Source organism: Blautia hansenii DSM 20583 (assembly GCF_002222595.2).
GTDB lineage: Bacteria > Bacillota > Clostridia > Lachnospirales > Lachnospiraceae > Blautia > Blautia hansenii.
This window is the reverse complement of the sequence record NZ_CP022413.2, coordinates 3,004,455-3,025,778: the sequence shown is the minus strand read 5'-3', so window position 1 is coordinate 3,025,778 and position 21,324 is coordinate 3,004,455. Positions and strand designations below refer to the sequence as shown.

The window sequence follows — 21,324 nt, the reverse complement described above, 5'->3', positions numbered from 1 at the left end:
AAAGGAGAGAGAAAAAATGAAGAACAAAATGAAAAACAAAATGAAGAAAATGATTGCAATGTTTATGATGTTCGCTATGATTTTAGGGTTGAATACCGTAGCATTTGCAGCGCAGGGAACCAATACCGTTCATGTAAACACAGGTGCTTATGATGTGAGCGGCGTTACATTCGAGGCATATAGAGTATTTGATGTAACAAAAAGTGGAGAAAAATATGGTTATACAATGACGACTAACTTTAAAGAATTCTTTAATGGCAAAGGTTATACAACTGATGATGCTGCATATGAGTATGTAAAGGCTAGTCAGGCAACAATTACAGAGGAATTAAAAAATTACATAGCTACTAATAGTACACCGGAAGATTATACCGCTGCAATAACATCCGGAAAGGCTACATTTTCTAACTTAGAAGATGGATATTATATCATTGTTCCAAGTGGAACTGCTTTTTCTCCAAACCTTGTAACTGTAAGCGGAGGAGAAGAAAAAACGGTTAATTTAAAAGGAAAAGACCCGACTACAGAGAAAAAAGTAGAAGATAAGGATTGGGCATCTGCTCAGGTTGGAACGAAAGTAACATTTAAGGTTACTTCACAGGTTCCCGATATGACAGGTAAGAAAAACTACGTATTTAGATTAAAGGATACATTATCTAAAGGATTGACAATGAATGTCAATGACTTTAAAAGTGTGAAAATTGGTGAGGCAGCTTTAACGAAAGATAGCGACTATACAGTTAAAGTCGAACCAGGTACTAAAGCAGAAACAACTGATTTAGTAGTTGAAATTAATGGTTTCGAGAAATATAATGGACAAGCTGGTTCCAATATTGTATTTGAATATCAGGCAGAAGTAAATAAAGATGCTGTGACAGTGAAAAATGCAACAAATGAAGCTCATGTAGAATATGGTAATGATCCTAATCAAATGGGTTCATCACAACCAGATAAAGTAAAAGTATACACTCATACATTAACAATCACAAAGGTTGATGGAAAAGATAATCAGACTTCTCTTGCCGGTGCAGAATTTGAACTTTATGAAGGCTCACCTGCTCAGGGAAGTGCAATTAAATTAGTGCAAGAAAATGCTGTTGATGGAAATAATGTATATCGCGTTGCAGATACAACTGATCAGAATACAATAACAAAAGTAGTATCACCTGAAAATGGTAAAATTGTTATCAAAGGTTTAAAAGACGGCAAGTATACATTAAAAGAGACAAAAGCCCCAGACGGTTACAATAAAGGGGGAGATACTACAATTACAATCAAAGCAGAGAGTAATAACGAAGGCGAAACTATTACTGTGAAAGGTAATGAGGTAACAGTTGAAAACAACTCCGGTATTCAGCTTCCATCAACAGGTGGTATGGGTACAATTATTTTCGTAGCTGCCGGTGTATGTGTTGTAGGATTTTTAATCCTTACATCTAGAAAAACTAAAAGAACAAAATAATGAAAGAAATTTTCAGGAAAGCCATACGATTTATTGGATACTTGATTGGTTTTGGGATTATTTTATATCCTGCTGTCAGCGATATGGTCAATCAAAGAAATAGCACTATTGCAATTACAAATTATGATAAGACTGTACAGGGAATTACAGAAGAGGAAGAACAACGACTGATTGCAGAAGCAAATGCTTATAATGCAAGAATGTCCGGGGCGGCAGAAGTGTTTGATCCTTTTTCGGAAGCGGATCAAGAGAAAAATAAAGAGTATGAACGAATCCTAAACCTTGATGGCAATGGAATGATGGCATATTTGGAAATCCCTAAATTAGGAGTTCATATGCCGGTGTATCACGGTGTTTCTGAAGCGGTCCTTCAGGTTGGGGCGGGACATGTAGCGAATACGTCCTTCCCCGTAGGGGGATCTGATACGCATGCTGTTATTACAGGACATCGTGGTCTGCCATCGGCAAAATTATTTACAGAATTGGACAAGTTGGTTGTTGGAAATATTTTCTATATAAAAGTCGTCAATGAGGTTATGGCTTATCAGGTAGACCAAATTCTGACGGTAGAACCACACCAGACAGAAGATTTAAAAATTGTAGAGGGAATGGATTATGTTACATTAGTAACCTGTACTCCCTACGCAGTGAATACCCATCGTTTGCTGGTGAGAGGTAAGCGAATACCTTATTCAGAAGCAGTTGAGCTGGAAGAAAGAGTTCAAGATAAAGTAGTGTTATCTACTTATACAAAAGCAGTAATTGTTGGAATTTTTGTATTGTTTTTTATATGGATTTTAAAAATAATCATTAGGAGGTTGATGAGAAAGCATGAAAAATAAAATATGGATTTTATGTATGAGCTTCCTGCTGATTATATTAAGTATTCATCCGGTAATGGCTGCTGACAATTTGAAAGGAAGCATTCAACTCAATGCATATATTGAGAAGGGAAATTCAGAGAAATATCTTCTTAAGGATGTATCCTTTGAGCTTTATCAGCTTACGAAGATTACAGAAGGAGTGGAAACCTTCCTTGAAGCGTATTCTGAATATCAGGTTATGCCGAACTGGAACGATGCACAGGAGCTTCAGACTTTGGCTCGTTCATATCAGACATTTATAAAAAGAAAAAATATTGAAGGAACAAAAATTGTAACAAGTCCAAAAGGGATAGCAACATTTGAAGATTTGGAAGAGGGGCTATATGTAATATGGCAGTCAAAGGACGCTGTTGTGGATCGGAATGTCTATCGGAGCAGTCCGATGCTTGTGCATATTCCATCCTATGACGGAAACGAAAAAAATCTGCATGTGTTGATTAACCCTAAATTTGAGAATGAAAAGTTGCCGATTATTAATGAAAAACCACCGGGGAAGGTTCAAACGAGTGATGAATTACAGATGGAAAAGTATATTCTGATAATACTGGTGTGTATTTTCGTTATTTCAGTATCTTGTTTTAGGTATAAAAATTTTTCCGAACATAAATAAAAAAAAGCTTATTCAGATGTGAAAAAATACACATCTTGAATAAGCTCTTTTTGTATTATATGAAAAAGCATAAAAAATAAAAATAAGAAGTTATTTTGTTGTTTCCCGTTTTAAAAGAATTGGTGTGATAACTTTATGTACAGGTTCGAGAAATGTACGTGGCTTACGTTTATGATTTTCTTTAATTCGTTCTGATAAAATTTGTAGAGCAGTATCTGCGATTTTATCAATCTGTTGACCGACAGTACTTGTAGGAATGACAGACTCTCTGGAAATCGGAGAATCATCAAATCCTACGATTTTATAATCATCTGGCAATTTTCCGTATCGCTGGAAGAGACGATTTAGAATAATATTGGCAAAGGTATCATTTGGAAGGAAAAGTCCTTTAACTTTGTCTTTATATTTCTGATCAATTTCGTCCAGAAGACGATAAAAAACATCGATACTTTCTTCATAGCTATGACCGGTATCAGTAAGAATTAATTCATAGGGAAGATTTTGTTCTGCACAAGTGTTTAAAAATCCATGAATTCGTTCATAAGAAGGAACTTCAGGAGAAAGATCGGCATTAATATGGATTAGTATCTCTGCGCCGGATTTTGCCAGAAGGCTTGTTGCTTGCACGCCTCCCATATAGTTGTCTGTGTTCACACTGCAAATATGTTTGTCTTCACGCTCAATCGCTACGATTGGAATGTTGTAGGAAGCCAGTTCTTTTGAGGTAAGATTGTGACTTAGGATAATCATGCCTTCAATTTTATAGGCAAGCAGTTCTTGAATGTATTTTCTTTCTGTTTCTTCATTATCTTTTACGGTAAATACAAGAAATTTGTAGCCATATTTTTCATAAGTGGAAAGGATTTGATCAAGAATGGCAGAATAATAATGCATATATAAGTTAGGTATAATGATGCCTATAAATTCTGTTTTTCCGTTGGCGAGAATGCGTGCCACTTTATTTTCTTTATAGTCAAGAGCTTCCAAAGCATCTGCAATAATCTGTTGATTTTCTAATGTCAAAGAATCAGGATTGTTAAAATAGCGGGATATTGTGGTTTTTGAAAAATGTGTGTATTCGGCAATATCGCTAAAAGTTATATTTTTTTTATTCATTTAAAAATTCCCTCCTTTGAGAATCTTATAAATAGTATAGCAAAAAAGAAAAATTGAAACAAGGATAACCGGTAAAAGAAACGGTTAAGTAACCGGTTTTGTAATAATGTAATAAAAATGAAAGAGTAGAATTGTGAATTATTCTGAAAATGAAATAAGAAAGAGAATATTTCTTGACGAATGTATGGAAGTTTGCTAGTATGAAACTATAAAGTAACCGGTTACTTTACCGGTTATAAAAGTGGAATATAGAAGGTAACAGAAGCGAAAAGGAGGAGACTATGAGGCGAATAAAGTATCTGCTTCTGGCTGGACTGCTTGCAGTCGGAGGTCTGACAGGATGTCAGAAAAAAGAAGTTCATCCAGGAGATGTGAAAGGATATGAAGAAGGAGAAGAGTATCTGTCAATCTGGGTACATAGTATTGAGGACACACCGGAGGGGAAGGTATACAGAGAGTCTGTAGAAAGCTTTAATGAGAAATACAATGGAAAGTATTTTGCAGATATTGAATTTATCCCAAGAAATGACAGTGGAGGAGGTTATTCAGATAAGATTAATTCTTCCGTGCTTTCCGGAGATTTACCAGATGTGCTGACGCTGGATGGGCCTAATGTAGCAGCTTATGCAAAGAATAATATCATTCAGCCATTGGCGCCGTTGACAGAAGAGGAACGTGGGAAATATTTGGAATCTATCATTGATCAAGGAACTTATGATGAGAAACTCTATGCTTTGGGAGTGATGGAATCCAGCGTAGGTCTTTATTATAATAAAGATATTTTGAAAGAGGCTGGAATTGAGGTTCCGGATGCAGATCATCCGTGGACGACAACGGAATTTATGGATATTTTGGAAAAATTAAAACCAATTATGAAAGAGAAAAAAGGATACCCACTTGATATGACGTTTCCTGTAGGGGAGACAAGTATTTACTATTATGCACCGTTTATTTGGGCAAATGGTGGAAATCTTGTCAGCGAAGATGGGCTTACAGTAGAAGGATATTTTAATTCAGAAGAAAATGCAGAGACGATGAATTATTTCCGACAGATTGTGGAAAAAGAGTATATGTCAGAAGCACCAATTGAATTCTTATTTGAAAGTGGAAGAGCAGCTTTTAAATTTGATGGTGCATGGGAAGTAAATACTGTGTATGAAAGTTATCCGGATTTGAATTTAGGAGTTGCTCCTTATGTTGTAGGAGATGAGTGGAACGGAGAACGATATACACCGACAGGTTCCTGGGCATTTGCAGCATCCGCTACAACAGAAAAAATTGAGGGAGCTACTGAGCTTGTAAAATGGATGAGCGGTGTAGAAAGCGGTGTGAATATGTGGGAAACTGCAAAGTCACTTCCTTCAACTTATGAAGCATTTGAGCAGATTGCGATTTTCCAGGAGGATGAAAACTATAATGCACTTTATGAGCAATTGAGTAAATATGGACACCCGAGACCGAAGACACCTGTTTATCCGCAGGTAAGTACTTCTTTCCAACAACTTCTCGAAAGTGTTGCTTTGGGAGGAAAAGATACCCAGACACAAATGGATAAATCTGTAGAAAGGATTAACGCGAAACTGGAACGTTATAAGAAAAAATAATGAAGAAAAAAGAATCAATTTTAGGAATGGCGTTTTTTGGACCAGCGCTGATATTACTTACTTTATTCCTTTTTTTACCAATGGCGCTGACATTTATTTTTAGTTTTACTGATTATTTTGCTTTGAATCCAGATATGACAAGCTTTGTTGGGTTGAAGAACTATGCAAATATATTCAAAGATGAACTCTTTTTGAAAGCATTCTTCAACACGGTAAAATTTGTACTGATTATTGTTCCATTCCAGTGTATTGGTGCTCTGCTTCTTGCACTTGGAATTAATAAGGTGACCCATTGTAAAAAATATTTTAAAGTAGCATTTTTTATACCTGTTGTTATGTCACTGGCAGTTGTATCAACATTATGGATGGACATTTATAGTCCGGAGGGAATTTTAAATACGATGCTGTCACAAATCGGAATTCAGGCACAACCGTTTATATATAGTGCAAAACAGGCACTTCCGTCTATTGCAGTAATGAGTGTATGGCAGGGTGTAGGATATCAGATGATTATTTTCCTTGGAGGACTTCAAAATATCAATCCGGCACTTTACGAAGCAGCGGAGTTGGATCATGCAAGCGCATGGCAGAAATTCAAAGATATTACACTTCCGGAATTGAAACCACTTTGTGTATTCGTATTCATCACGGTAACAATCGGAGCATTCCGTATGCTTGTACAGCCAATGGTTATGACAGGCGGTGGACCGGATCATTCCACATATACCCTTGTTTATGATATTTATGAGACAGGTACCATGAACTGGGAGATGGGACTTGCGTCTACAATGGCAATTGTATTTACGGTATTTGTGGTTATTTTAACCATTATCCAGAATGTGCTGACAAAAGGAAAGGAGAAAAAACATGTTGACAAGAAAGCAAAAAACAGTTAATTGGATTTTGATTATATTTCTTTTGGTGTTATCTGTGTTTTTCTTATTTCCGGTTATTTGGATGATTGCAAATTCCTTTAAACCGGATGCAGCAATTACAGCAGATATGAATTCACTGGCGGCTTTTATTCCGCCGGCATTAAACGGAAATTATTTTGAAAACTATATTACAATTCTTACGGATACGAATTTTTTAAGATATATGCTGAACACTCTGCTATATGCGGCAGTTCTCATTGTACTTGGAATTATTGTGAATGGTTTGGCAGGATATGCACTTGCAAAGGTGAATTTTCCATTTAGAGAACAATGGCTTTTGGTTATTATGATGTTGCTGATTGTACCGACAGAAACGGTTATCACCATTCATTTCCTGATTATTGCCAAGGCAGGGCTTTTAAATACCGTAATTGGTTATATTTTACCGATGATTGTAAATCCGTTTAATATTTTCTTATTCAGACAGGTGTTTGTAAGCCTGCCGGATGATGTATATGAAGCAGCTCAGCTTGATTTTTGTGGACCGGTTAAATACTTTTTTACTATGGTGTTACCGATGTCTAAGACTGTGGTTGCAACAGTCAGCGTGTTTACATTTTTAGGTGTATGGAACGATTATCTCTGGCCTTCACTTGTATTTACATCCAGTGATCTTCTGACGGCACAGATTGGTTTGAACTCCATCACATCCAATGATAATACAACCATGGGACAGGTGCTTGCTGTCATCACTTTGATTACGATTCCGGTTATGATCATTTACGCTCTGTTCTCAAAACAGATTGTAGAAGGTGTAACTTCAACAGGTTCTAAGGAGGGTTAATATATTATGGCTTTTATTGAATTTAAGAATATTGGAAAAAAATATGCAGGTGCAGAGAAAAAATCAGTAGATGATTTTAACTTAGAGATTAATGAGAAAGAATTTATTGCATTCGTAGGACCATCAGGTTGTGGTAAATCTACAACGCTTCGTATGATTGCAGGTTTTGAGGAGATTACAGAAGGAGAGCTTTATATTGACGGGAAAAAAGTAAATGAAGTAGCTCCGAGAGATAGAGGAATTGCAATGGTATTTCAGAACTATGCTTTATATCCTCACATGACCGTAGAGAAAAATATCGGTTATGGTCTGAAGAACATGAAAATGCCGGCAGACCAGATTAAGAAAAAGGTAGATTGGGCAATTGATATTTTAGGATTACAGGAATATCGAAATCGTAAACCGAAAAATTTGTCCGGTGGACAGCGCCAGAGGGTAGCGTTAGGAAGAGCAATCGTAAAAAACCAGAAAGTATTTCTTATGGATGAACCATTATCTAACTTGGATGCAAAGCTTCGTGTCAGCATGAGAACGGAGATTAGTAAGCTTCATCGAGAGCTTGGTGCAACAACAATTTATGTAACACATGACCAGGTGGAAGCGATGACCATGGCAGACCGCATTGTTATTATGAAGGATGGTGTGATTCAGCAAGTAGGAAAGCCAATGGAGCTTTATGATCATCCGGTAAATAAGTTTGTAGCAGGATTTATTGGTTCTCCACAGATGAACTTTTTTGATGTGACAGTTACAGGAAACAATATTACATTCGCAGACGGCAGTACATTTGCACTATCAGAAAGTGTTGTGAAGAAACTTGCCGGAAAAGAAGGAGATATGATTCTTGGAATTCGTGGTGAAGATTTGAAGATGGATGCGGCAAATCTGGAGCTTTATAAAGAAAGTCGTCAGAAGGCAATTATTACAGATACAGAAGTTATGGGAAATGAAAACAATCTGTATTTCCAGTTTGGAGGATGCCAGGCAGTAGCAAGAGTATCCAAATATGAAATCAGCCAGGTGGGTGATGAAATTGAGTTTGTATTTGTACCATCGAAGATGCATTTCTTTGATAAGGATACAGAAATGAATTATATGTAGGGGGTACAAATATGAAGACAATGAATATCTTTTTAGGGACAATAGAAGGCGTAAAAAATTTTGTGAATACAGTTTGTAAGCTGGATTGTGATGTGGACATTGCATCAGGACGTTATGTGATTGATGCAAAGTCGATTATGGGGATTTTTAGTATCAATTTATCAGAACCTGTTATGGTTCGAATTCATGCAGACGGAGAAGATGCAGAAAAAGCGGCAGCTCTTTTACAACCGTTTGCAGTAGAAGAGTAATGGAGGAATTCTATGCAGAAAATACACGTAAAACCGAATAACAATTGGATGAATGACCCGAATGGTTTTATTTATTATCAAGGTGCATACCATTTATTTTATCAGTGCTTCCCATATAATGCCAGATGGGGAAGAATGCATTGGAACCACGTAATCAGTAAGGATTTAGTACATTGGGAAAATCTCGGAATTGCGCTGTTTCCAAGTAAAACTGATGACAGAAGCGGATGTTTTTCAGGAAGTGCAGTGGAAGAAGATGGAAAATTGTATCTGTATTATACCGGTGTGAATTATACGGTGGAAAATCCCGAGGATATTAATCTTTGTTTAGATGAACAGTTTGTATCTGCACAAATGATGATTACTTCAGAGGATGGAATGCAGTTTGACAACATAAAAGATAAGAAAACAGTAATTCCAGTTATTCAAAATTCGCAAATCGGAGATGCAAGACACACAAGAGATCCAAAAGTCTGGAAAGAAGAGGACGGCTGGTATATGGTGCTTGGAAGTACAATAGAAGACAGAAAAGGAAGATTGCTGTTTTTCAAAAGTACAGACAAGGAACATTGGGATTATGTAAACTCTGTTTCTAAAGGAGAAGAATTTGGCTGGATGTGGGAATGTCCGGATTACTTTGAAGTAAATGGCAAACAGATTATCATCTTTTCTCCGATGGGGATTTTGAAGGATGGCAAGGCAGATGAAAATCAAGCCATTTGTATGCAGGTGTCTTTTGATAAAAAAAATTGCCGCATGGAACTTCCGGATACTTATCAATTTCTGGATTATGGCTTGGATCTCTATGCACCGCAGAGTACAGTAGATGCACAGGGAAGAAGAATTTTGATGGCATGGCTTCGTATGCCACAGCCGGTAGATGGAAAATGGCAGGGAATGATGAGTATTCCACGTGTAGTAGAAGTGAAGAACGGAAAAATCTATTTCCGTGTGCATCCAAATATCCAAAATGTATATACAAAAAAGATTGATTCACCAAAAGAAGCTTCAGACGCAGGATATCGATTACGATTTTCTCTGCAGGACGGAGAGGAAGTTAATGTTGGAGGATATCGTATCTTCCGTCAGGGTAAAAAAATCTGCACAGACAGAAGTACGTTGTATACGGCATTTCCCCAGTTTCGTACAGAGTTTGCAACACCGGAATTAGCAGATGGATTTAATCTGGAAGTTTATGTGGACCAAAATCTGATAGAAGTGTTTGTAAATGAGGGAGAGGCAGTAATATCAAATGCTGTATATCAGCTTGGAAATGAAATTAAGGTACAGGGAAATGTATCCGTAGCAATAGAAACTTTAGAATAGATAAATGACTGCACAAGGAGAAAGAAAATGTATGATGTAGTAGCGCTTGGAGAGCTTTTGATTGATTTTACAGAAAGCGGAAAAAGTGAACAGGGAAATCAGCTTTTGGAAGTAAATCCAGGGGGAGCACCATGCAATGTGCTTGCTATGCTGAAACAGATGGGAAAAAAGACCGCATTTATTGGAAAAGTTGGACAGGATATGTTTGGAAACTTGTTGAAACAGACATTAGACGAAGTGGGGATTGATTCAAAAAATCTGATTATGGATGAAGAGGTACGAACAACGCTTGCATTTGTACATACATTGGCAGATGGAGATAGAGAGTTTTCATTCTATCGAAATCCTGGCGCAGATATGATGCTTAGTGAAGAGGAAATCAATCCGGAAGTTATAAAAGATACAAAAATATTTCATTTTGGTACGTTGTCCATGACACATGAAGGTGCGAGAAATGCTACAAAAAAAGCAGTTTCCATTGCGAAAGAGGCAGGTGCACTCATTTCTTTTGATCCGAATTTGCGAGAGCCTCTGTGGGAGTCTTTGGAGCTTGCAAAAGAGCAGATGGAATATGGTTTCCGGCAATGCGATATTTTGAAAATTTCGGATAATGAGATCCAATTTGTAACCGGAAAAGAGGATTATGATGAAGGAATTGCCATTCTTCAGGAAAAATATCAAATTCCACTAATTCTTCTTACAAAAGGGAAAGATGGAAGCTGTGCCTATTATAAAGAAATGCGAGTAGAGAAAAAAGGTTTTTGCGTGCAGGCAATTGAGACAACCGGAGCAGGAGATACATTTTGCGGCTGTTCTTTGGGATACCTGTTGGAGCATGACCTTCAGCATCTATCCGAGAAAGAGCTGGAAGAGATGCTTACATTTGCCAATGCAGGAGCGGCTTTGATTACATTGAAGAAAGGAGCTATTCGCTCCATGCCAAAAGAACAGGAAATCCGCAGATTTGTAGAAGAAAAAAGCAGATAAGGAATAGAAGAATGAAAGCAAAAAAATCACAGGCAGAACAGCGTTATGAGAAACGCCTGGAACTGTATTATGACGAATTAAAATGGCTTTATATGGAGTTGTATCCAGAACGCAGCGATCAGTTTGAGAATTTATTATATCGGATGCAAGAGGCATATCATGTACGAAAACCGAATTTGAAAAAGTTAGATGAGTCACGTGCGAAGAATACAGATTGGTATAAAAAGAGTGACTTGCTGGGCATGATGCTCTATACAGATGCGTTTGCAGAGAACCTCAATGGAGTTAAAAAACGGTTGGATTATATTGAATCATGTCATGTGAATTATCTGCATTTAATGCCTCTCCTTGCTTCCCCGGAAGGGCGAAGTGATGGTGGATATGCGGTAGCAGATTTTCGGAGTGTGCAGCCGCAACTTGGGACAATGAAAGATTTGGAGAACTTGACCGGAGCATGTCATAGGCGAAACATCTGCGTCTGCCTTGATTTTGTGATGAATCATACATCTGAAGATCATGAGTGGGCAAAACGTGCCAGACAAGGTGAACGGGAATATATGGACCGTTATTACTTTTACGATAATTATGAGCTTCCGGCAGAATTTGAAAAGACAGTTCCACAGGTATTTCCTACAACGGCTCCGGGGAATTTTACATGGCTTCCTGATATGGGGAAACATGTCATGACAACCTTCTATCCATATCAATGGGATCTGAACTACTGGAATCCGGTTGTCCTAAACGAGATGATTGACAATATGCTGTATCTTGCTAATCGAGGAATTGATATTTTACGATTGGATGCCGTACCATATATTTGGAAACAGTTAGGAACGAGCTGTCGCAACCTTCCACAGGTTCACAGCATTGTCCGAATTATGAGAATTGTGACGGAAATTGTATGTCCGGGTGTGCTTTTGCTTGGAGAGATTGTTATGGAACCTTCAAAAGTAGTGCCATACTTCGGCACCATAGAAAAGCCGGAATGTCATCTGTTGTATAATGTTACAACCATGGCAACGACTTGGCATACAGTGGCAACGAAGGATGTCAGGTTGTTGAAAAGGCAGATGGAGATTATCAGTCACTTACCAAAAGACTATGTATTTTTGAATTATCTTCGTTGTCATGATGACATAGGATGGGGATTGGATTATGAGTGGTTAGAGAATTTTTCGATTCGTGAAATTCCACATAAGCAATATTTGAACGATTATCTGACCGGAAAGTACCCAGAGGCTGTAGGGCGCGGAGAATTATATAACTCAGATCCAATCAGTAAAGATGCCAGATTATGCGGAACAACGGCTTCCCTTTGTGGTTTGGAAAAGGCTCTGTATGAACAGGACGAAGAGGAAATTAGGAAAGCAGCCGGATGGGTGATTATGCTACATGCGTATTTGCTTGTACAATCCGGAATTCCGGTATTGTATTGTGGAGATGAAATCGGACAGTTGAATGATTATAGCTATCATGATGACCCGATGAAATGTGAAGATTCCAGATATTTGCATCGTGGAAAATTTCAATGGGATTTGCAGAAAAAAATATGTGAAGAGGGTACAAGTCAACATCAGATTTTTAACGCTTTAAAAGAATTGGAAACATTTCGAGCAGAACATAAAGTTTTTGATGCACAGGCAGATATAGAAATGTTGGAAACCTATGACAATGCCATACTTGGAATTAAAAGAAGCCAAGATGAAGAAAAATTGATTGCGTTATTTAATTTTTCCCAGGAAGAAAAAACAGCATGGATTCAAGAAGATGGCCTTTATACAGATGTAATGTCAGGTGAACAAAAAGAAGCGAAAGCCGTTTTAGTTCCTGCGGGCAGTTTTTGTTGGTTGTATCAAGTTTGATTTTGGATGAGATACTATGAAAACCGCTGAAAACCTTATTTTTTAAGGATTTCAGCGGTTTTTGTTTATGGTTCTTAATTAAATAATAGTGGGATGCGAATGAAAGAAAATGGGTTTTTACTGGGAAATATAAAAAATCAAGAAAAAACTTGCAAATGAAAAAAAATTTGATAATATAAAGGGCATAACGTTGTGGTTACTACAAATGTAGAAATAAATCGTATGGAAAGGAAAAATGGCTATGACAAATTATACAGAAAAAGTGTATTTACTTCTTGATGTAGGAGGAACACAGATTAAAGGCGCTGTGTTTGATGAGGAAGGCAACAGAAAAACAGATATTTCTTCTTACCCATCAAAATCCAGAGAAAGCGCAGATGTTATTCTGGATAATTTTGCTTTTATTTTGAGAGAGTTAATGAACACAAATCCGCAGGCAGAAATAATAGGAGTTGGCATGGCATTTCCGGGACCTTTTGATTATGAAAAGGGAATTTGTCAAATTCAGGGATTGAATAAATATGACAGCATTTACGGAAGAGCCTTAGAACCTGAAATGAAAAAAAGAATTCCTGAAATTGAAAATGCTAAATTTGGTTATTTGCACGACATTGAGGCATTTGCAGTTGGAGAAGCATGGTTCGGAGAAATGCAGGATGAATCAAAAATCGTATGTCTTTGTATAGGGACAGGTACAGGAACAGCATTTTTAAAGGATAAAGTTCCTCAGAAATCAGGAGAGGGAGTACCGGAGTGTGGATGGTTGTATTGGCTTCCATATAAAGACTCTATTATTGATGACTATATTTCAGTAAGAGGACTGGAACGAATTTGTAAGGAAGTATTTGGAGAGCCTAAGAGCGGAAAAGAACTTTATGATTTATGTCAGAAAGGTGATGAAACAGCTCTGAAAGCATGGAAGAAATTTGGAGATGACATTATAGCTGCAATTCTTCCTGTTATCGAAGATTTCCATCCTGATGCAATTATTTTCGGTGGACAGATTTCAAAGAGCTTTACTTATTTTGGTAAAGAATTTGCAGAAGAATGTGAAAAGAGAAATATTAAAATTCATGTGCAAACAGAAACTTCCGAAAAAGCTATGCAAGGACTGTTTGTGAAAATGACAAGAGGATAAAAGATCTAAGATAAAAAATTTTATAATATTTGCAGATGGAGGCACATCTGCAGCAATATCTGATGATTTTGAGAGGTATATAGATAAAGAGATGAATATGAATTTGAGACAGAAATTTATTCCTAATCAAAATCCCACAGAACGTGAACTTTTGATTGGAGCCCGCGGTATTATGATAGAAGGTGCAGTTGCATCAATTATTTATGCAGTCGCAACAAACAATATTATGACGGGGTATCTTGGCTATCTGGGGGCATCAGTTGCTGCGTGTGCCTCCATTGCTTTAATTCCGCAGCTAGGCTGTATTTTACAGTTTTTTTCTCCGTTTTTATTTGAAAGGTTTCGTTATCGAAAACCAATCATGTGGATTTTATGTGTGATTTATCGTTTTTCAGTAGCGGCAATGTTTTTGCTTCCATTACTTTTATCAGGTGCAAATTTTCGAGTAGGAACGGCAGTTGCTCTGTATATTATTGCCTTTGCAAGCGCCGGTATTGTAACGCCGGGGCTTCAGCAGTGGACCATAAGCCTTGTGGACGTAAAAGAACGAGGGGTATATATGGCAAAGAAGGATATTCTGGCAGTTGGGGTAAATAGTATTGTGACTTTTTTACTTAGTCGTCATCTGGATAAGCTTATGGCTTTAGGAAACGACAGTCAAGGTTATCAGACCGTAGGACTTGTATGTCTGGTATTGGCTCTTTTAGATGCAGTGCTTTTATTAAATATATGTGAGCGTCCCGTAGAGGAGACCGTAGGAGTACAGTTATCAGACGTACTTCAGCCTGTGAAGGATAAGAGCTATCGTCCGCTACTTTTATATAATATTTTTTCCAGTGTTGCCGGCGGTATTGCAACGCCGTTTTTAATTGTATACCAGCTTCGGGTACTGGGACTGAGCCATACGTTTCTGGCAAGTGCGGGAATTGTGGCGGCAATAGCAGGAATGGCAGGAAGCTATCTGTGGGGACGGTTTTCAGACAAGCACATGTGGGATTGGACCATTCACCGTTCCGCATCCATTGGCTTTTTGTGTACGGTGTCATGGGCATTTGTCACCCCTGAAAGTGCTCCATTTATTGCTCCTATTTTAATGACTGTTACCACGGCATGTAACTCAGGAACGGTAATTGCCAATACAAATTTGCAGTATTCTGCCAGCCCTGCCACAGGGAAAACTTTATATTTGGGAGTTACAGCAGCCATTATCAGTGTTGCGGGCTGCTTAACAACTGCATGCAGTGCATCTTTACAGTCGGTTTTCGAACAGTCTTTGGGATATAAGAGTATTTCTGTTTTATTCTTAATATCCGGTGTGGGAGGGCTTATCAATCTCTTTATTAACGGTCGGAAATTGCCGCATATTAAGTAAGTTTACAGTCTTGTGAACTGATGTTAGGTAATTGGAAAGGTTGTAAAGTTAAAAGTAACTCTCATAAAACTAGTAATTATATACAAAAACTATTTTGCGAAAGTGTGCATTATATATGAAAAGGCTAAAGTATATTGACGAATACGTCAAAAAGTGATAAATTCATTATAGAAATGTTAGGGAAAAGGGGGATGTTATGGCTGAGAAGAAATCGGTTTCTATGCAGGATATAGCAGATGAGCTGGGCGTAAGTAAAGTTACTGTTTCCAAAGCCTTAAATGGCAAGGAAGGAGTCGGCGAGGCTCTCAAGAAAAAAATCGCTGATTTGGCAGAGAAATCAGGATATGTTCTTCCCAATTATGGAAACAGGAAGACGAAAAAAGTCGGAATTATTATGAGCGATCGTTTTAATTCCGGAGACGAAGGCAAGTTCTACATGGCAATGTATGAAAAAATTATTAGTGAACTTCAGAAAGCTTCCTGTACCAGCATGATGATATCACCTAATCGACATAGTCTTGCAGGAGATTTGCAGACTATTAAGTCATCGGGAATATTTGATGGCCTGATATTTCTAGGAATACTGGATTGGGAAGTGAAAAAGCAATTAGATGCCGTTAATCTTCCGAAAATCTATGTGGATGTCTATGATGAAACTCATAAATCAGACTCGGTTGTGACAGAAAATATTTACAGCTGTTATGAAATTACCAATTATCTGATACATCAGGGACATACAGAGATTGGATTTGTAGGAACGGTGGGAGCTACTACAAGTATCACAGACCGTTATCTGGGATACGTAAGGAGTATGCTGGAAAATAATATTACTCCCCAAGATGTATGGAATATTCCGGACCGCAGTCAGGAAGGAGAGGCAATACCTTTAGAACTTCCGAAAGAAATGCCTACTGCATTTGTATGCAACTGTGATGAAACGGCATTTCAGTTGGTTAAGGAATTAACAGCAAAAGGTTATCATATACCGGAGGATATTTCTGTGGCAGGATTTGATAATTCCATTTATGCACAGGTTTGCAGTCCGCCGCTTACTACAGTGGCAGTTGACATCGAAGAAATCGGTAAACTTGCAGCACGGCGTATGATAAAGCACATGAGCAACCCTGCGAAAAAGGGCGGAGGTGTATTCCGAGTTCCCGGCAATATTATATACCGGGAGTCTGTTCGTAATATAAAAAGAGAGGAACAGAAATCATAAACTAAAAGATAAGGAGGAATGGAGTTGAAGAAAGAAAAAAAACTCAGAAAAAGAAATCGTTGGACAAAAAACGATACGGAGCTGACCATTCTGGCGCTTCCGACAGCAGTCTGGTACATATTATTCTGTTTTCTGCCGATGTTTGGTTTGATTATTGCATTTAAGAATTACAGAGTGACTGCGGGAGAAAGCTTCATTTACAATGTTTTCCACAGTGACTGGTCAGGTTTTAAAAACTTCGAATTCTTAATAAAGTCCAATGACTTATTTGTTATTTTAAGAAACACAATTCTTTATAACCTGGCATTTATTGTAATCGGAATGATTCTTTCCGTTGGATTTGCGATTATGATCAGTTTGCTGCACAATAAAAGAGCTTCTAAAGTATACCAGACATTGATGTTCTTCCCATACTTTATGTCATGGGTAGTAGCATCTTATTTCCTGGATGCCTTTTTAAATCAGGACAATGGTTTGATTAATACAATGCTTCGTGACGGAGGGCATGAACCGGTTCAGTGGTACATGAAAGCAAGCGTTTGGCCAGCTATTTTAATCTTTATGTATCTGTGGAAAAGTACAGGATATAACATGGTTATTTATTTATCCAGTATTTCAGGAATTGATACTACCTTATATGAAGCGGCTGTTATGGACGGTGCAAATAAACGTCAGCAGGTACGATACATTACATTGCCTTGCTTGAAAAATGTTATTATTATGATGTTTATTTTGAATGTAGGTAAAGTCTTTTATTCAGACTTTGGATTGTTCTTCCAGTTATCTCAGGGAGCAACCGGTTCTATCTTTAATACGACAGCAACAATCGATACACAGGTATTTAACATGCTGCAGTCCTCAACACCGATTGGTATGACTTCAGCAGTAACCTTCTTCCAGTCAGTAGCATGTTGTATTACAATTTTAGTTGCTAATGCGATTGTGCGAAAATTAGACGAAGACAGTGCAATTATATAGGAGGTGTGAAAATGGCGAAAAATAAAAAAGATTTAGATCTTGCGGAGTCTTCAAAATTGAATAGAATTTCCGGAGGCACTAACGCAATTTTTAACATTATATTCATCCTATTGGCATTGGTTTGTATTATTCCGGTATTTTTTGTTTTCATGATTTCCGTTTCATCAGAAGAGTCTATTGCACAGAACGGTTATCGTTTTATTCCGGAAGTATTTTCACTGGATGCTTATAAATTCTTAGGGCGTGAAATTTCTATGATTGTTGATGCTCTCGGAGTTTCTGTAATCGTAACAGCAGTCGGTACTGTATTAGGTGTTGCTTTAACAACTTTAATGGGATATGTCATTTCCAGACGTAGTTATAAGCTGAACAACTTCTTTACTATGTTGGTTTTCATTCCTATGGTTTTCAATGGTGGTATGATTTCATCTTACGTGGTAAATACACAGTTCATGCATTTGAAGGATACGATGTGGGCATTGATACTTCCGCTGTGTGTATCTTCATTTAACGTAGTCATTTGTAAGACATTTTTTAGAACGAATATACCGGAGTCTGTTATTGAGTCCGCCCAGATTGATGGCGCTACACAGTTCCAGATTTTCGGAAAGATTGCTTTGCCACTGTCAAAACCGCTGTTGGCAACAATCGCTTTGTTCCTTACATTTGGTTATTGGAATGACTGGTTCCAGTCATCTCTGTATATTACTGATTCATCTCTGTATTCTTTACAGGCATTGTTGGATCACTTCGAAAGAAATATGCAGGCTATGTTAAGCAATCCGGCGCTTGGAGTTAGTATGACTGAGTATATAAACTCTATGCCAAAAGAAGGTGCGAGAATGGCAATGGCAGTGATTATTATCGTTCCAATCGCATGCTGCTATCCGTTCTTCCAGAAATACTTTATTTCAGGTCTTACAGTAGGAGCTGTAAAAGGCTGATATAATGAGACGATATTTTCCGGAAGCAATATCCGGCTTCCGGTGAAATTAAAAATTAAAAATTCTAAAAGGAGGATATTTTACAATGAAAAAAAGACAAGTTGTTGCATTAGGACTTGTAGCTGCAATGAGTATGGGGCTGTTAGCAGGCTGCGGTTCAGATGGCAAAAAGGAAGAAGCTAAAAAAGGTGAAAGCTCAAGTGATGTTGTAACATTAAAATGGATTCAGGTAGGAAATGGTATGCCTAAGAATTACGACGAATGGCTGAAACAGATTAATCCATACCTGGAAGAAAAAATCGGTGTAAATGTAGAAATGGAAATCGTTCCATGGGGTGACTGGGATAACAGAAGAAGTGTTATCACAAACTCCGGTGAATATTTCGATATTCTCTTTACAGACCAGACACGTTACAATGCAGAAATCGCAAATGGTTCTTTAATGGACTTAACAGAAATGTTACCAAAAGAAGCAGCAGGACTGTATGAAATGATTCCAGAAGATTACTGGACAGCAATGAAAGTTGATGGAAAAATTTATGGTGTTCCATCTTACAAAGATAGTTCCCTTACAGAATACTTTGTTTGGGATCAGGATATGGCAGATAAATACAGCATTGATGTTAATGCAATCACTGACTTCAATTCTCTGTATGATGCATTAAAAACAATTAAAGAAGGCGAAGGAACAGCACCATACTACATGTCTAAAAACGGTGCAAACTTCCTTGTTAACCTTGGATTTGATGACTTAAGTGCAAGTTTACCTGTATTAGGTGTTAAATACACAGATGAATCTAAGACAGTTGTAAACCCATTAGCAGATGAAGACGTTTTAGCAAACCTTGATATCATTCACAAAATGTACAAAGAAGGACTTATTAATGGTGATGCACCAACAGCTGATGACTCTAACAAATACAGAACATTCTTTACAGCACAGGGATGGAGTGGAGCTGCAACTACTACATGGGGACCAAACAATGGTATCAACAACTGTGTAGCAGTAAAATATGGTGATACTGTAGTTTCTAACACAACAGTACGTGGTTCTATCAATGGTATTTACTCAGGATGTAAAAATCCAGAAAAAGCTTTACAGTTATTAAACTTAGTTAACACAGATTCTAAAGTACGTGACTTATTCTATTATGGTGTAGAAGGTTCTGACTTCGAATACACAGATGATGGAAAAGTAAACAGACTGACTACAGACTGGGGAATGGCTGGTTATACACAGGGTACATTCTTTAATGTAACTCAGCAGGCAATTGAAACATTCAACCAGTGGGATGAAGTTAAAGAATTAAATGAAAATGCAACACCATCTGTATTACTTGGATTTAACCTTGATACATCTAAGATTGAAACAGAACTTGCAAACTGCCGTGCCGTATACGAAAAATACTATTCAGAATTCTTCACAGGCGCTCAGGATCCAAGAGAACTGATTAAAACAATCGAAAAGGAACTGGAAACAGCAGGTTGGGAAACAATTCGTGCAGAAGCACAGAAACAGATTGACGCTGCAAAATAAAATTAGCTAAAACATAATGAGTGGGGGCATTTTCTAAAAAATGGAGGATGCCCCTGTTCTGACGAGGAGGACAAATGTCAAAGATTATTGGAAATTCATTAAAAAATATTCCATGGCAGGAAAAGCCTGAAAATTATAATATGCCTATTTGGAGATATACACAGAATCCAATCATTAACCGCAATGATATCCCAAGCTCCAACAGTATTTTTAACAGCGCTGTTGTACCTTTTGAAGATGGATTTGCAGGTGTGTTCAGATGTGACAGCAAATGTGTAAGTATGGATATCTTTGCAGGATTTTCAAAAGATGGTATCCACTGGGAAATTAACCATGAACCAATTACTTTTGAAGGTGACTCTGAGGTTACAAAGAGAGAGTATCGTTATGACCCACGTGTTTGCTTTATCGAAGACAGATACTACATCACATGGTGTAACGGATATCATGGTCCAACAATCGGTGTAGCGTATACTTTTGATTTCAAGACTTTCCATCAGTTAGAAAACGCATTTTTGCCATATAACAGAAATGGTGTGCTTTTCCCAAGAAAAATCAATGGAAATTATATGATGCTGAGCAGACCAAGTGATACAGGCCATACACCATTCGGTGATATTTTCTGCAGCCAGAGCCCTGATTTGGAATACTGGGGACACCACAGACATGTAATGTCTACAGAAAAAGGCGATATCTCTGCATGGCAGTCTACAAAGATTGGCCCGGGACCTGTTCCGATTGAGACAGATGAAGGATGGTTATTGATTTACCATGGTGTTATCAATACATGTAACGGATTTGTATACCGTATGGGTGCAGCACTTTTAGACTTAAATGAGCCATGGAAAGTAATTGCACGTTCTAAAGCTTATGTATTAGGACCTTATGAATTATATGAATGTGTAGGAGATGTACCGAACGTGGTATTCCCATGTGCAACTCTTACAGATGCTGATACAGGAAGAATTGCCATTTATTATGGTTGTGCAGATACAGTTACAGGTCTTGCCTTTACAACTGTTGATGATATGTTAAAATATATTAAAGAAAATGCTTTTTAATGAACCTGTTGGATAGTTTCACAACAGGAAAGTGCTTCCAGGTGCATTAGATGCATCTGGGAGCATTTTCACTTATACGATTGTATCAAAGTGTAGCTTGCAGATATCGATATATTTTACGCTCAGTCTGCGCTGGCTTTGAGCTTGTAATCT

19 protein-coding genes are annotated in these 21,324 nt (G+C 37.6%); 18 read left to right on the top strand and 1 reads right to left on the bottom strand.

From position 1 onward, the window contains the following. Window positions 1-16 precede the first annotated feature (16 nt). Genes CGC63_RS15055 through CGC63_RS15045 form a run of 3 tightly spaced genes read left to right on the top strand, consistent with a single transcriptional unit; the run spans window position 17 to window position 2,956 of the window. Entirely contained in the window at window positions 17-1,462 is a 1,446-nt protein-coding gene (locus CGC63_RS15055; RefSeq protein WP_003021901.1) for a SpaH/EbpB family LPXTG-anchored major pilin, read from the top strand. Beyond that, window positions 1,462-2,304: a class C sortase gene (locus tag CGC63_RS15050; RefSeq protein WP_003021903.1), complete on the top strand. Its 843-nt coding sequence runs from the start codon at window positions 1,462-1,464 to the stop codon at window positions 2,302-2,304. Before CGC63_RS15055 ends, CGC63_RS15050 begins: the two co-directional genes overlap by 1 nt. After that, a complete protein-coding gene (locus tag CGC63_RS15045; protein ID WP_003021905.1) occupies window positions 2,294-2,956 on the top strand; it encodes a pilin N-terminal domain-containing protein in 663 nt (220 codons plus the stop codon). Before CGC63_RS15050 ends, CGC63_RS15045 begins: the two co-directional genes overlap by 11 nt. Window positions 2,957-3,046: 90 nt before the next feature. On the opposite strand, the gene CGC63_RS15040 is transcribed toward CGC63_RS15045, so the two are convergent. Further along, entirely contained in the window at window positions 3,047-4,072 is a 1,026-nt protein-coding gene (locus CGC63_RS15040; protein ID WP_003021907.1) for a LacI family DNA-binding transcriptional regulator, read from the bottom strand. A gap of 281 nt (window positions 4,073-4,353) precedes the next feature. Here CGC63_RS15040 and CGC63_RS15035 point away from each other — a divergent pair, with 281 nt between their 5' ends. The 15 genes from CGC63_RS15035 to CGC63_RS14965 all read left to right on the top strand — a co-directional run bounded on the left by CGC63_RS15035 (window position 4,354) and on the right by CGC63_RS14965 (window position 21,171). Next, window positions 4,354-5,676, top strand: a complete 1,323-nt coding sequence (locus CGC63_RS15035; protein WP_003021909.1) for an ABC transporter substrate-binding protein — start codon at window positions 4,354-4,356, stop codon at window positions 5,674-5,676. Continuing rightward, complete coding sequence (locus tag CGC63_RS15030) at window positions 5,676-6,572, top strand: carbohydrate ABC transporter permease (protein WP_003021911.1); 897 nt, start codon at window positions 5,676-5,678, stop codon at window positions 6,570-6,572. The genes CGC63_RS15035 and CGC63_RS15030 overlap by 1 nt, the downstream gene beginning before the upstream one ends. Then, on the top strand, window positions 6,544-7,395 hold the full coding sequence (locus CGC63_RS15025; protein ID WP_003021914.1) for a carbohydrate ABC transporter permease: 852 nt from the start codon (window positions 6,544-6,546) through the stop codon (window positions 7,393-7,395). Before CGC63_RS15030 ends, CGC63_RS15025 begins: the two co-directional genes overlap by 29 nt. A 6-nt stretch (window positions 7,396-7,401) precedes the next feature. After that, window positions 7,402-8,496, top strand: coding sequence for an ABC transporter ATP-binding protein (locus CGC63_RS15020; RefSeq protein ID WP_003021916.1), 1,095 nt, complete (start codon window positions 7,402-7,404; stop codon window positions 8,494-8,496). Between the two features lie 11 nt (window positions 8,497-8,507). Beyond that, window positions 8,508-8,747, top strand: coding sequence for an HPr family phosphocarrier protein (locus tag CGC63_RS15015; protein WP_003021918.1), 240 nt, complete (start codon window positions 8,508-8,510; stop codon window positions 8,745-8,747). 12 nt (window positions 8,748-8,759) lie between these two features. Beyond that, window positions 8,760-10,073, top strand: a complete 1,314-nt coding sequence (locus tag CGC63_RS15010; protein ID WP_003021921.1) for a glycoside hydrolase family 32 protein — start codon at window positions 8,760-8,762, stop codon at window positions 10,071-10,073. 27 nt (window positions 10,074-10,100) lie between these two features. Next, window positions 10,101-11,060, top strand: a complete 960-nt coding sequence (locus CGC63_RS15005; RefSeq protein WP_003021924.1) for a carbohydrate kinase family protein — start codon at window positions 10,101-10,103, stop codon at window positions 11,058-11,060. 11 nt (window positions 11,061-11,071) lie between these two features. Then, entirely contained in the window at window positions 11,072-12,922 is a 1,851-nt protein-coding gene (locus tag CGC63_RS15000) for an alpha-amylase family protein (RefSeq protein WP_003021927.1), read from the top strand. A gap of 241 nt (window positions 12,923-13,163) precedes the next feature. After that, a complete protein-coding gene (locus tag CGC63_RS14995; RefSeq protein WP_154965477.1) occupies window positions 13,164-14,060 on the top strand; it encodes an ROK family protein in 897 nt (298 codons plus the stop codon). 97 nt (window positions 14,061-14,157) lie between these two features. Continuing rightward, complete coding sequence (locus CGC63_RS14990) at window positions 14,158-15,432, top strand: MFS transporter (RefSeq protein ID WP_009246997.1); 1,275 nt, start codon at window positions 14,158-14,160, stop codon at window positions 15,430-15,432. A 196-nt stretch (window positions 15,433-15,628) separates the two neighbouring features. After that, window positions 15,629-16,651: a LacI family DNA-binding transcriptional regulator gene (locus CGC63_RS14985; protein ID WP_003021935.1), complete on the top strand. Its 1,023-nt coding sequence runs from the start codon at window positions 15,629-15,631 to the stop codon at window positions 16,649-16,651. 18 nt (window positions 16,652-16,669) lie between these two features. After that, window positions 16,670-17,629 (top strand): ABC transporter permease, encoded by a 960-nt coding sequence (locus tag CGC63_RS14980; protein WP_003021939.1) that lies wholly within the window; start codon window positions 16,670-16,672, stop codon window positions 17,627-17,629. 11 nt (window positions 17,630-17,640) lie between these two features. Further along, complete coding sequence (locus CGC63_RS14975) at window positions 17,641-18,573, top strand: carbohydrate ABC transporter permease (RefSeq protein WP_003021941.1); 933 nt, start codon at window positions 17,641-17,643, stop codon at window positions 18,571-18,573. A gap of 85 nt (window positions 18,574-18,658) precedes the next feature. Continuing rightward, window positions 18,659-20,110, top strand: a complete 1,452-nt coding sequence (locus CGC63_RS14970; protein WP_003021944.1) for an ABC transporter substrate-binding protein — start codon at window positions 18,659-18,661, stop codon at window positions 20,108-20,110. A gap of 74 nt (window positions 20,111-20,184) precedes the next feature. Next, window positions 20,185-21,171 carry a glycoside hydrolase family 130 protein gene (locus CGC63_RS14965; RefSeq protein WP_003021946.1) on the top strand — a complete coding sequence of 329 codons (987 nt, stop codon included), beginning with the start codon at window positions 20,185-20,187 and terminating at the stop codon, window positions 21,169-21,171. Window positions 21,172-21,324: the final 153 nt, after the last annotated feature.

What these genes read in the sequence shown, in the direction of transcription:
- CGC63_RS15055 (WP_003021901.1), top strand. Translation starts at nt 17, where the DNA reads ATGAAGAACAAAATGAAAAACAAAATGAAGAAAATGATTGCAATGTTT.
- CGC63_RS15050 (WP_003021903.1), top strand. Translation starts at nt 1,462, where the DNA reads ATGAAAGAAATTTTCAGGAAAGCCATACGATTTATTGGATACTTGATT.
- CGC63_RS15045 (WP_003021905.1), top strand. Translation starts at nt 2,294, where the DNA reads ATGAAAAATAAAATATGGATTTTATGTATGAGCTTCCTGCTGATTATA.
- CGC63_RS15040 (WP_003021907.1), bottom strand. Translation starts at nt 4,072, where the DNA reads ATGAATAAAAAAAATATAACTTTTAGCGATATTGCCGAATACACACAT.
- CGC63_RS15035 (WP_003021909.1), top strand. Translation starts at nt 4,354, where the DNA reads ATGAGGCGAATAAAGTATCTGCTTCTGGCTGGACTGCTTGCAGTCGGA.
- CGC63_RS15030 (WP_003021911.1), top strand. Translation starts at nt 5,676, where the DNA reads ATGAAGAAAAAAGAATCAATTTTAGGAATGGCGTTTTTTGGACCAGCG.
- CGC63_RS15025 (WP_003021914.1), top strand. Translation starts at nt 6,544, where the DNA reads ATGTTGACAAGAAAGCAAAAAACAGTTAATTGGATTTTGATTATATTT.
- CGC63_RS15020 (WP_003021916.1), top strand. Translation starts at nt 7,402, where the DNA reads ATGGCTTTTATTGAATTTAAGAATATTGGAAAAAAATATGCAGGTGCA.
- CGC63_RS15015 (WP_003021918.1), top strand. Translation starts at nt 8,508, where the DNA reads ATGAAGACAATGAATATCTTTTTAGGGACAATAGAAGGCGTAAAAAAT.
- CGC63_RS15010 (WP_003021921.1), top strand. Translation starts at nt 8,760, where the DNA reads ATGCAGAAAATACACGTAAAACCGAATAACAATTGGATGAATGACCCG.
- CGC63_RS15005 (WP_003021924.1), top strand. Translation starts at nt 10,101, where the DNA reads ATGTATGATGTAGTAGCGCTTGGAGAGCTTTTGATTGATTTTACAGAA.
- CGC63_RS15000 (WP_003021927.1), top strand. Translation starts at nt 11,072, where the DNA reads ATGAAAGCAAAAAAATCACAGGCAGAACAGCGTTATGAGAAACGCCTG.
- CGC63_RS14995 (WP_154965477.1), top strand. Translation starts at nt 13,164, where the DNA reads ATGACAAATTATACAGAAAAAGTGTATTTACTTCTTGATGTAGGAGGA.
- CGC63_RS14990 (WP_009246997.1), top strand. Translation starts at nt 14,158, where the DNA reads ATGAATTTGAGACAGAAATTTATTCCTAATCAAAATCCCACAGAACGT.
- CGC63_RS14985 (WP_003021935.1), top strand. Translation starts at nt 15,629, where the DNA reads ATGGCTGAGAAGAAATCGGTTTCTATGCAGGATATAGCAGATGAGCTG.
- CGC63_RS14980 (WP_003021939.1), top strand. Translation starts at nt 16,670, where the DNA reads ATGGAGTTGAAGAAAGAAAAAAAACTCAGAAAAAGAAATCGTTGGACA.
- CGC63_RS14975 (WP_003021941.1), top strand. Translation starts at nt 17,641, where the DNA reads ATGGCGAAAAATAAAAAAGATTTAGATCTTGCGGAGTCTTCAAAATTG.
- CGC63_RS14970 (WP_003021944.1), top strand. Translation starts at nt 18,659, where the DNA reads ATGAAAAAAAGACAAGTTGTTGCATTAGGACTTGTAGCTGCAATGAGT.
- CGC63_RS14965 (WP_003021946.1), top strand. Translation starts at nt 20,185, where the DNA reads ATGTCAAAGATTATTGGAAATTCATTAAAAAATATTCCATGGCAGGAA.